The organism is Zoogloea oryzae (assembly GCF_030161255.1).
Classification (GTDB): Bacteria; Pseudomonadota; Gammaproteobacteria; order Burkholderiales; family Rhodocyclaceae; genus Zoogloea; species Zoogloea oryzae.
On sequence record NZ_BSPX01000105.1, the window covers coordinates 1 to 10284 of the forward strand.

The following is a 10284-nucleotide window of genomic DNA, read 5'->3' on the forward strand; positions in this document are numbered from 1 at the left end:
CCATCCACCGCCACGCCCACCGGCGTGAGGGCTGCGGCCAGGAGCGGATCGAGCACCTCGGCCGGCAGCGCCGCCCCCCGCTCGGCAAGGAAATCCGGCGATCCAACCGCCACCTCGCGGCCATCCACGCGGCCAATCACGCCCTTGCCGCCCACCGCCTGCACGGCCTCGGCTGCGGCCCAGCTCAGGTTCTCGCCCCGCGCGGCAGCCACCACCGCCTGGGCCAGCGGGTGATGGCTGGTTTCTTCCAGGCTCGCCGCCAGCGCCAGCATGTCGGCGCGACTGGCGCCCGGCGCCACGCGCACGTCCAGCACCGCCGGCCGGCCTTCGGTGAGGGTGCCGGTCTTGTCCACCACCAGCGTGCGGATCTTCTCGGCCAGCTCCAGCGCCTCGGCATTGCGTACCAGAATGCCCGCCCGGGCGCCCTGCCCCGTACCCACCATCACCGCCGTCGGCGTGGCGAGGCCCAACGCGCAGGGGCAGGCGATCACCAGCACCGCGACGCCATTGACCAGCGCCGGCGCCAGCTCGCCGCCAATCCACCACCAGGCGAAGAAGGTCGCGAAGGCAATCGCCACCACCGTGGGCACGAAGATCGCCGCGATGCGGTCGGCCAGCCGCTGCACCGCCGGCTTGCCGCCCTGAGCCTGCTCCACCAGCCGCACGATACCCGCCAGCAGCGTCTCGGCGCCCACGCCCACCGCCCGGCAGCGCAGCACGCCGGCGCCATTCACGGTGGCCGCAAAGACCTTGTCGCCCGGCGCCTTGGCCACCGGCACGCTCTCGCCGGTGAGCATCGCCTCGTCGGCCGACGATTCGCCCGACAGCACCTCGCCATCCACCGGCACCGAATCCCCCGGCCGCAGCACAAAGACCATCCCGGCGACCACCTGCTCCACCGGCAACTCGACGATCTGCCCGTCGCGCTCGATGCGCGCCGTGGGCGGCTGCAGGCGCAACAGCGCCTCGACCGCCGCCGAAGTGCGCGCCCGGGCCCGGGCTTCCAGCAGCTTGCCCAGCAACACCAGGGTGATGATGCTGGCCGAGGCCTCGAAATAGACGTGCAGATCGTGTCGATCCAGCAGCACCACCGCGAGGCTGAAGAAGTAGGCCACACTGGTGCCCAGCGCCACCAGCACGTCCATGTTGGCGCCGCCGCCCAGCAGCGACGACCACGCACCCTTGTAGAAACGCCGCCCGATCCAGAACTGCACCGGCGTCGCCAGCAGCAGCTGCGCCCAGCGTGGCAGCCACTCGTCGTGATGCATCGAGCCGCTTGCGCCGGCGCCGAGCATCCCGATCATTTGAGCCAGGAAAGGCAGCGACAGCAGCGCCGAAATCCAGAACAACCGCAGCTCGGCGCGGAACTCCGCTTCCTTGCGGGCCCGCTCCGCCTCCCGGTCACGGCCAGCGATCGGCGTGGCGGTGAAGCCGGCTTTGGCGATGGCGCCGACGATGACGGCCGGATCGGTGAGCCCCGGGGTGAAGCGCACCCGGGCCGTCTCGGCGGCGAAATTGACGTTGCCATCCACGCCCGGCAATCGATTGACCACCTTCTCGATACGTGCCGCGCAGGCCGCGCAGCTCATGCCGCCGATGCCAAGCTCCAGCACCTGGGGCGCCACGTCGAAGCCGGCCTTGCGGATCGCGCCGAGGATGTCGGCGGCCGGCGCGCCGCCGGGCGTGGCGGTGATGCGGGCCTTCTCGGTGGCGAAATTCACCTTCGCGTCGACGCCTGGCAGGCGGTTGAGCACCTTTTCGAGGCGCACCGCGCAGGCGGCGCAGCTCATGCCGGACACCGGCAGGTCGTAACGCACGTCAGCCGGCTCGCTCATCCCGCGTACTCCAGTGTTGGGTCAGAAATGGCACACCACGCCATTCCACAGCTTGCTGCCCAGCGACGGCGTCGTCACCAGACCATAGACGCCGAAGGCGAGCACCACCAGTCCAGACCCCGTACGCACCGCCTGGTTCCGCACCACGTCGCGCAGGCGCTTGAGCACCAGGCCCGCCAGCATCAGGTTGGGCAGCGTGCCGAGGCCAAAGGCCAGCATCAGCGCCGCGCCGCGCTCGGCCGAGCCGGTGACGAGGGCCGTCGCCAGCACGCTGTACACCAGCCCGCAGGGCAGAAAGCCCCACAGCGCCCCCAGCGGAAACGCCTGGGCCACCGAGCGTGCCGGCAGGAAGCGCCGGGTGAGCGGCTGGATGCGGTTCCACAGCCGCTGGCCGAGCTTCTCGACCCCCGCCAGCGCGCGGGTGAAGCCGGTGAGGTAAAGCCCCAGCGCCACCAGCATCAGGTTGGCCGCCACGTACAGGGCGAGCTGGATCGGCAGGATGTCGTTGAACAGCATGCCCACCGTGCCGATGGCGCCCATCGCCGCGCCGGCCAGGGTGTAGCTGCCGATCCGGCCGAGGTTGTAGGCCAGGTGCAGCGGCCACTCGCGACGCTTCTGGCCGGGCATCTGGATCGTCTGCACGGTGAGCGCGCTGACGATGCCACCGCACATGGCCACGCAGTGGGTGCCGCCCAGCAGGCCGATCAGGAAGACTGCGAAGTAACCGGTTTCCGGCATGGTTTCAACCCTGCAAATGAAAAGCGCCCCGCGAGGTCACGGGGCGCATAGTTTAGTCCTGACGATCCGGAGCAACCAGACGGCGAATCAGATCACCTTGGAGTAGCGGGTCCGCTCCCGGTCGGAGCGCAGGTAACGGTCGAACACCATCGCGATGGCCCGCACCAGCATCCGGCCAGCGGGCAGCACGCTGATCCACTGGTCGTCGATCTTCAGGAGGCCGCCCTTCTCCATCTCGCGCAGGTCGGCGAGCTCGGCAGCGAAGTACTTCTTGAAGTCGATCAAGTGGGCGATCTCGATGGATTCGATGGACAGCTCGAAGTGGCACATGAGCGCCTGGATGATCGCCCGGCGCAGCAGGTCGTCCGGGGTTAACTCGATGCCGCGCAGCACCGGCAGGCGGCCGGTGTCGAGGATGTCGTAGTACTCGTCCAGCGTCTTCACGTTCTGGGCGTACGTCGGCCCGACCTTGCCGATGGCGGAGACGCCGAAGGCCAGCAGGTCGCACTCGGCGTAGGTCGAGTAGCCCTGGAAGTTGCGGTGCAGGCGGCCCTGGCGCTGGGCGGTGGTGAGCTCGTCGGTCGGCTTGGCGAAGTGGTCCATGCCGATGTAGACGTAGCCGGCCTCGGTGAGGCGGCGGATGGCCAGCTGCAGGATCTGCAGCTTGGTCTCGCCCGACGGCAGCTGCGCGTCGACGATGCGGCGCTGGGGCTTGAAGAGGCTCGGCAGGTGCGCGTAGTTGTAGATCGACAGGCGATCCGGCGACAGGGCCAGGATCTGCTCAAGGGTGCGGTTGAAGCTGATAACGTTCTGCTTGGGCAGGCCGTAGATCAGGTCGACACTCACCGACTTGAAGCCGTGGGCGCGGGCCGCGTCGATCACCAGCTTGGTTTCTTCCTCGCTCTGGACGCGATTGACGGCCTTTTGCACATCCGGGTTGAAATCCTGGATGCCGACGCTCATGCGGTTGAAGCCCAGCTCGGCCAGCAGCGCGACGGTGGCTTCATCGACCTTGCGGGGGTCGACCTCGATGGAGTACTCGCCGTCGGGCACCAGCGTGAAGTGCTTCTTCACGATGCCCATCAGCTGGCGCAGCTCGTCGTGGGACAGGAAGGTGGGCGTGCCGCCGCCCAGGTGAAGCTGCAGCACCTCCCGCGGGCCCTGCAGGCAGGCGACCTGAAGATCAACCTCCTTCTCGAGGTACTCCAGATACTTGGCCGAGCGCCCGTGATCCTTGGTGATGATTTTGTTGCAGGCGCAGTAGTAGCAGATCGTATTGCAGAACGGGATGTGGAAGTATAATGAGAGCGGTTTGCCAATCCCGCCGATCGACCTCTTGCCGAGCCAGTCGCACAGCGCGTCGGAGTTGAAGGCCTCGACGAAGCGGTCTGCGGTCGGATACGAAGTGTAACGCGGGCCATTCACATCAAACTTGCGAATGAGCTCGGGGTCGAAGATCAGATCTTTTTGAGTCGCGTTCATGGGCGTGCTTCTATTAATTCCGCGAAACGATCGCAGAATCATCCTGTAATCGTATTGATGTGGATCAAAGGGCTCCAAAGGTTGGTAAATCCTCTCAAGTCCAGGTGGTAAGCGTACAGATGAATTCTGCGATTCCAGCAACAATTATCGAGATCAAGACAGCTTGTTCCCAGTGTAATCTGCGCGAGCTGTGCCTGCCGTTCGGGCTCGACCCGCGGGAAATAAACCAGCTCGACGAGCTCGTCGGCAGCCGTCGCAAGATCAAGCGTCAGCAGCATCTCTACCGCTCCGGGGAGTCCTTCGAGGCGATCTACGCGATCCGCGCCGGCTCGTTCAAGACCGATGTCATTCTGGAGGACGGCCGCGATCAGGTCACCGGTTTCCAGATGACCGGCGAAGTCCTGGGGCTGGACGGCATCAGCACCGAACACCACTCGTGCAACGCCATCGCCCTCGAAGACAGCGAAGTGTGCGTGATCCCCTTCAGCCGCCTCGAAGAGCTGTCGCGTCAGGTCGAGAGCCTGCAGCACCAGTTCCACAAGATCATGAGCCGCGAGATCGTGCGCGACCACGGCGTGATGATGCTGCTCGGCTCCATGCGCGCCGAGGAACGCCTCGCCGCCTTCCTGCTCAACCTGTCCCAGCGCTTCACCGCGCGGGGTTTCTCGCCGTCCGAGTTCCATCTGCGCATGACCCGCGACGAGATCGGCTCCTACCTGGGCCTGAAGCTCGAAACCGTCTCCCGCGCCTTCTCGCGCTTCCAGGAAGAAGGCCTGGTGGCGGTCCAGCAGAAGCACATCCGCATCCTTGACACCCCGGGGCTCAAGCGGCTGCTGAACCACCACGCCATCTGATCAGACGAGCGCGAGCCAGCCCGCCGGGTTCTTGGTGAGCGCCACTGACACAATGTACGAAAACACGGCCGCCGCCGCGGCGAGCGCCACCACGCGCACGCCGAGCGGCCGCGTCGGTCGCAGGGCCACGACACCTAGGCCGATGTAGGCCAGCAGGCCCAGCACCTTGGCGGTCAGCCAGCCATCCACGAAGGGGTATTGCCCGGCCATCCACGCCAGAGCGATGGCGCTGGCGAGCAGACACGAGTCGATCACGTGAGGCAGGCGCCGGGTCAGCCGGGCCTTGAGCAGCGGCGATCCGGTGATCGACCACCAGCCGCGCAAAAGAAAACCCGCGCCGCTCAGCACGACGCAGGTGATGTGGAGATGCTTGATGAGCAGGTACATGTCGCCTCGGATGGGGTTACGCCTTGACGACATTTTCGGGCATCCGCCCTGCCCCGTCCTTGCGGGGCCTCAACTTCAGCCGCGCAGCACGCCCACTTCCAGCGCCGCGAACCAGTTGATGAAGCGCTGCACGTCGGCGCCCTGGTAGATCGAGCCGTGCTGGGGCACCAGCATGTCGATCTCCAGCCGCGAGACGCGCTCGCACCAGTCACGCTTGGCCCGGTCGGAGCCCATCCAGCGCTTGTGGAAGGCTTCCGCGTGGCGGATGTGGCGGGAGAAATCCTCCACGTACAGCCCGCCCTGGTCGGGCGGCAGCAGCGCCGCGCCGATGTCGCCGGAGAACAGGATCTTGGCCTTCGGGTCATACAGGTTGAAGTTGCCCGACGAGTGCAGATAATGGGCCGGCACGGCCTGCAGTTCGAGGCTGCCGAGCTTGATGGTCATGCCCGGATCGGGAATCGGCACGAAGGTGGTGTCCTCGCCGCCGAAGTGGGGCAGGAAGGACTGCCACAGCCAGCTGGTGTAGCACTTGAGATCCGGCTTGAACTCCAGCCACAGGGCCAGGGACGAGATGATGTCCGGGTCCTGGTGGGAGGCGAACAGGCCGGCCAGCTTGGTGGGGTCGCACTCTGCCGACAGGGCCGAGAAGACCGCCGGAAAGATCTCGATGCCGCCCGGGTCGCACAGCAGCGCCTCCTCGCCATCGACGATCACGTATTCGTTGGTGTCGATGATGTAGCCCGGCTTGGTCGCATCGCGCGCGATCGCCAGCCAGCGGTGGTCGTCTTCCTGGAAGATACAGTGAGCCTGCTTCATGGGTTCCTAGTCCTTTACGAGCCGTTCCTTGCCGAGCACTTCGAGGGATCGCTTGATCTGCGCGATCACCTCCGCGAAATCCGTCGAGACCTGCATCAGCGCCGGGCTGAACCCGCCGCCGTAAGCCGCCTCGATCTTGGCCGAGCGGGCCAGCACGCCGCCCAGTTCGACCAGTTGCTGGGTCTCCTCGACCGCCGCGCGCAGGCGCAGGTCGAGGGCGCGCAGCTTGACCTGCTGGGCCGACAGGCGCGCCATCCCGCGCTTGCGGGCCTCGCGCACGCCGGGCACCTCGCCGGCGAGGCGGATCGCCTCGGCGAGGATCCGCGAGTTGCGCTGCTGCTGGACGACGCCGGTGACGCTGCCCACCGAGCCGGAGGTCATGTCGCGCAGCGAGGCCATGTGTCGGGTGAGATCCTGGGCGAAGCGGCGCAGTTCGTTGGAGAGCACGCCGAAGCCCAGCGCGGCGTTGCCCGCGCGCTTGGCCAGGAAGATGGCGTTGAGGGCCATCAGGTTGATCCGGAAGGCCGTCGCGACGATGGCCTTGATTTCTTCGTTGACCCGCACGATGCCGGCAAGCTCGCCGGAGCGGTGGTTGGTCAGTTTGAGGTTTCGTTCGGGCGCATTCATTCGGGGCTCTCGGTGACGGACCGCATGGGTGGGACGCATCGATCGGAGCGGTCGCCGCCCTCGATCCCATCGGGATGAGCCGGCCGGCTGCCGCGGGGAGATTAACGGCGTGATGCCGTCAAGCTTGAGCCTCCCCGCAGCACCCTCAGGAAGCCGCCGGGCGCTTCGGCGGGAGCAGGAAATCCCGCGGCCGGGTGCGCAGGCGATGCCACAGACGGCGGCGCAGCTCGCGCAGGTCGGACTTGGGCAGATCGTAGGCGCGCACGGCGGTCATCAGCGACAGGGCGAAGCTCACCCCGAGGTTGAGCACGAACATCACCCCGACGCCGGCCACCGCCAGCGTGAGCAGCCCGGTGCCGACCCACTTCATCTCGAGGGACGACGTGGCAAGGCTGAGGATGCCGGAGTTGAGCGTCACGTGACGCACATCCAGCGGCAGCCCGAAGAACTTGCCGAGCACCGGCGTCATCCCCAGCATCAGCCCGAGGGAGATGTTGGTCGCCCAGCCCGACATGTTGCGCGACACGATGCCGGCGAGCCGCATCATGCGCAGCCGCCCGAAGCGGTTGCCCAGCCGGTGCTCGGCGATCGCCTGGGGCAGCCGGTGATACACCGCCCAGTTATCCACCCAGCCACCCACCAGCGCCGCGAGGTACAGGATCACCCCGGTGAGCGCCGCGTAGAACACTGTCCCGCTATCGACCGGGCTGAGGGAATGGAAGACATAACGGGCCTCGTCGGTGGTGAGGAAGGCGTGCCCGGTGGCAAGGCGCCACGCCGCATCGAAGGCGTAGGCGCCGCAGGCCACCACCACCACGTTGGCGATGGTCGCCGCCAGCTGCGAGTGACAGATGCACGCCGCGTAATCGACGATCACGTCGAGGCGCTCGTTGCCCTTGCGGTCACGGATGATGGCCGCGAAGGCGGCGGCGGTCATCGCCGGCTGCTTGGTGGCGAGGATCAGCCCGAGCGCCTGGAGGAGCAGGAAGCTCACCGCGTAGTTGATGCCGGAGCCAAGCCCTTCCAGGAACAGCGCCAGCCCGGCGCCGGCGACGGTCATCTTCATCGCCGCGGTGCCCACCGTCAGCAGCCCGCCGCCGGCAGCGGCTGTCCAGATATGGCGGTAGTCCTCGTTGTTTTCAGCGATGTAATGCTCGCCGGTCTTGCCCGCGCGGTCGACGATGCGCCGCTGCAGGCGCTGCAAGTTGGCCCGCACCAGATGGCGCAGGCTGGCGCTCTCGTGGGCCGCGTAGGCCAGTTGCTGGAGCAGCAAGAGGACAGGCCCCGGCGAGCCGGGGTCGGCGGCCATCACCCCGACGATGGTCTCCATCCGCGTGAGGCAGCGGTCGAGCACGTCCAGCCCATACACGATATCCACGCTGATGCCCTCGGATTCGAGGCGCGTGGAGATCAGGTGCATCTCGTCCCGGCAGGCGGCCAGATCGAGCTGCCAGGCCTCGACGAGCTGCATCGACACGCGGCCCTGCTCCCAGGCGCAAAGCAGATTCTCGCCGCTGTCGGCGAGCCGCCGGAAGGGCGAGCGGGCCACCGGCCGATGCTCGCCCCGGGCCCGCAGCTTGAGGGACAGGCCCTGCCCCTGGACCCGGGCCAGGAGCAGCCGGAAACCATCGGCCATCGCGCCCTTCAGCGCCGTGCTCATCCCCGGATCATCAGCCGGGAACAGCAGATCCACGGCCCGCTGAAAGGTGGACGGCTGCAGGCCACGGATGAGGGTCAGATCCTTGTTGCGCCGGAAGCTGCGGCTCATCAGGTGCGAAAGATCGTGGTCGTCCCGGGGCGACGGGATGAGCTTGGCGGTCAGCCGGTCGCCGAACTCCGACAGAAAGCCCCGGTCGCTGGGAATCCCCACCTCGCCGAACAGGTTGGCCCCGTCGGTCTCGTCGAGGATGCAGCGGATCGCCCGGCGCACCGCGGCGGCCAGGTCGGGATGGGCGGCGAGCACGTCCATCAGCACCGCGAAACGCTGGGTGGCAGAGCCGTGCACGTCGGCCGAATCGATGTACACATCGCTCCACAGGGCACCGCCGGCCAACCAGGCGGTCAGCGCCCGCCAGGCGTCGAGCCGGTCGGGCAGGTCGGCGGCGGCCACCAGCGCAGCGAGGCGCGCGGCGAGCCTGGGAAGGTCGCGCTGCCCCTGTCGCTGCTCGGGCAGCACGGAGTGGATGGAGGTGAGCAGGGCGTCGCGGGTGAAGGCCTCGGCTAGCGCCGCGTCGAGGGTAAACGTATTTGACATAGGCAAAGTATGCCCCGAGAAGATGGATTTAGGTTCGTCCTCCTGCAGGGCGGGAAGGTTCCACCCCGCGACCCTGGCCACCGGTTTACCATCCCAACATGCTTCCGATCCTGTTCCAGGACGACCACGTGGTCGTCATCCACAAGCCGGCCGGGCTGCTCGTCCATCGCAGCGAGCTCGACCGCCACGAAACCCGCTTCGCCGTGCAATTGCTGCGCGACCAGCTCGGCCGCCACGTGCATCCGGCCCACCGTCTCGACCGGGGCACCTCGGGCGTGCTGGTGTTCGCCCTCGACCGGGACACCGCCCGCCAGCTCGGCGGCCAGTTCGAACGCCAGGAAGTCGCCAAGACCTACCTCGCGGTGGTGCGTGGCCATCCGCCCGAAGCCGGGCGCATCGACCACGCCCTCACCCGCCGCCGGGACGACGCCGAGTGGGTGGGCGACGAGACCTCCGACGCCGCCCAGCCCGCCGTCACCGATTTCCGCACCCTCGCCACCTGCGAGCTGCCCTTCGCCGTGGATCGCTACCCCACCAGCCGCTACGCGCTGGTCGAGCTCACGCCCCACACCGGCCGCAAGCACCAGATCCGGCGCCACCTCAAGCACCTGTCCCACCCCATCGTCGGCGACGCCACCTTCGGCAAGGGCCGCCACAACCGCTTCTTCCAGCAGCACTTCGGCTGCCACCGGATGCTCCTTGCCTGCGCGCGGATGCAGTTCGTCCATCCGGTCAGCGGTGAGCCGCTTGATGTGGTCGCCCCGCCAGACGGCGACTTCGCCGCGCTGCTCGACGCCCTCGGCTGGACCACCGCCCTGCCACCCGGGCTTTATCCACACTTGCCTGCCGCCCACCCGGCTTGACACGCCGCGTTCCTGAACGCCCCGCCTGCCGGGAAACCCCCGGCTACGGCAACACGATCAAGCCACCCGCTCAGCGTCCGCTCGCCGCATGGAGCCACCCCGACGCTCCCGCCGTTCGTCGCGTCAACACCTTGCGACATCACGGTGCTTTCACCTGTAACCGAGGCCGGCTAAGATTGACGGTCTTTTGCCCGGCTCACCGATGAAGCTCCCCGACCGTTCCGACCTGTCACGCCTGTCCCTGGCGCGCGCTGCGCGTCTTGGCCCCCTGCTGGCGTGGGGCGTTGCCCTTGCCATTACGGCGTGGGTGGCGGTCGACCTCTTCTGGCGCTTCACCGCGCCGCGCCCGCCGGCGCTGCCCGTCGCCACCGAAGCCGACCCGCTGCGCGCCGCCCAGGCCATCGCCAGCCGGCACCTGCTCGGCAAGG

Annotated in this window: 9 protein-coding genes and 1 pseudogene; 3 read left to right on the forward strand and 7 right to left on the reverse strand. The window is 67.7% G+C overall.

Features of this window, described 5'->3' with window-relative positions; all coding sequences use genetic code 11:
• From QQK25_RS21020 to hemN, 3 genes are all read right to left on the reverse strand, one after another.
• Positions 1 to 1835: heavy metal translocating P-type ATPase (locus tag QQK25_RS21020; protein ID WP_284189720.1), on the reverse strand; the 1835-nt coding region annotated here is incomplete at its 3' end.
• A gap of 21 nt (positions 1836 to 1856) precedes the next feature.
• Positions 1857 to 2573: a sulfite exporter TauE/SafE family protein gene (locus tag QQK25_RS21025; protein WP_284189721.1), complete on the reverse strand. Its 717-nt coding sequence runs from the start codon at positions 2571 to 2573 to the stop codon at positions 1857 to 1859.
• An 87-nt stretch (positions 2574 to 2660) separates the two neighbouring features.
• Entirely contained in the window at positions 2661 to 4055 is a 1395-nt protein-coding gene (gene hemN / locus QQK25_RS21030; RefSeq protein ID WP_284189722.1) for an oxygen-independent coproporphyrinogen III oxidase, read from the reverse strand.
• Between the two features lie 119 nt (positions 4056 to 4174).
• Here hemN and fnr point away from each other — a divergent pair, with 119 nt between their 5' ends.
• Positions 4175 to 4909 carry a fumarate/nitrate reduction transcriptional regulator Fnr gene (gene fnr, locus QQK25_RS21035; RefSeq protein WP_284189723.1) on the forward strand — a complete coding sequence of 245 codons (735 nt, stop codon included), beginning with the start codon at positions 4175 to 4177 and terminating at the stop codon, positions 4907 to 4909.
• On the opposite strand, the gene QQK25_RS21040 is transcribed toward fnr, so the two are convergent.
• The 4 genes from QQK25_RS21040 to QQK25_RS21055 form a co-directional block, all read right to left on the reverse strand.
• Entirely contained in the window at positions 4910 to 5296 is a 387-nt protein-coding gene (locus QQK25_RS21040; protein ID WP_284189726.1) for a SirB2 family protein, read from the reverse strand. It abuts the gene before it with no gap.
• 75 nt (positions 5297 to 5371) lie between these two features.
• The gene (locus tag QQK25_RS21045; RefSeq protein WP_153161295.1) at positions 5372 to 6112 is read right to left on the reverse strand and encodes an oxygen-binding di-iron domain-containing protein; all 741 of its coding nucleotides are present in this window, start codon (positions 6110 to 6112) and stop codon (positions 5372 to 5374) included.
• 6 nt (positions 6113 to 6118) lie between these two features.
• Entirely contained in the window at positions 6119 to 6739 is a 621-nt protein-coding gene (locus QQK25_RS21050) for a methyl-accepting chemotaxis protein (RefSeq protein WP_153161294.1), read from the reverse strand.
• Positions 6740 to 6884: 145 nt separating this feature from the next.
• A complete protein-coding gene (locus tag QQK25_RS21055; RefSeq protein WP_284189724.1) occupies positions 6885 to 8993 on the reverse strand; it encodes a transporter-like protein in 2109 nt (702 codons plus the stop codon).
• A gap of 98 nt (positions 8994 to 9091) precedes the next feature.
• Between QQK25_RS21055 and QQK25_RS21060 the strand changes: the two genes are divergently transcribed.
• Both QQK25_RS21060 and QQK25_RS21065 read left to right on the forward strand, forming a co-directional pair.
• Complete coding sequence (locus tag QQK25_RS21060) at positions 9092 to 9856, forward strand: tRNA pseudouridine(65) synthase TruC (protein WP_284189725.1); 765 nt, start codon at positions 9092 to 9094, stop codon at positions 9854 to 9856.
• 202 nt (positions 9857 to 10058) lie between these two features.
• A pseudogene (locus QQK25_RS21065) lies at positions 10059 to 10284 on the forward strand (hypothetical protein); the annotation flags it as partial.

What these genes read in the sequence shown, in the direction of transcription:
- hemN (WP_284189722.1), bottom strand. Translation starts at nt 4,055, where the DNA reads ATGAACGCGACTCAAAAAGATCTGATCTTCGACCCCGAGCTCATTCGC.
- QQK25_RS21060 (WP_284189725.1), top strand. Translation starts at nt 9,092, where the DNA reads ATGCTTCCGATCCTGTTCCAGGACGACCACGTGGTCGTCATCCACAAG.
- fnr (WP_284189723.1), top strand. Translation starts at nt 4,175, where the DNA reads ATGAATTCTGCGATTCCAGCAACAATTATCGAGATCAAGACAGCTTGT.
- QQK25_RS21045 (WP_153161295.1), bottom strand. Translation starts at nt 6,112, where the DNA reads ATGAAGCAGGCTCACTGTATCTTCCAGGAAGACGACCACCGCTGGCTG.
- QQK25_RS21050 (WP_153161294.1), bottom strand. Translation starts at nt 6,739, where the DNA reads ATGAATGCGCCCGAACGAAACCTCAAACTGACCAACCACCGCTCCGGC.
- QQK25_RS21040 (WP_284189726.1), bottom strand. Translation starts at nt 5,296, where the DNA reads ATGTACCTGCTCATCAAGCATCTCCACATCACCTGCGTCGTGCTGAGC.
- QQK25_RS21055 (WP_284189724.1), bottom strand. Translation starts at nt 8,993, where the DNA reads ATGTCAAATACGTTTACCCTCGACGCGGCGCTAGCCGAGGCCTTCACC.
- QQK25_RS21025 (WP_284189721.1), bottom strand. Translation starts at nt 2,573, where the DNA reads ATGCCGGAAACCGGTTACTTCGCAGTCTTCCTGATCGGCCTGCTGGGC.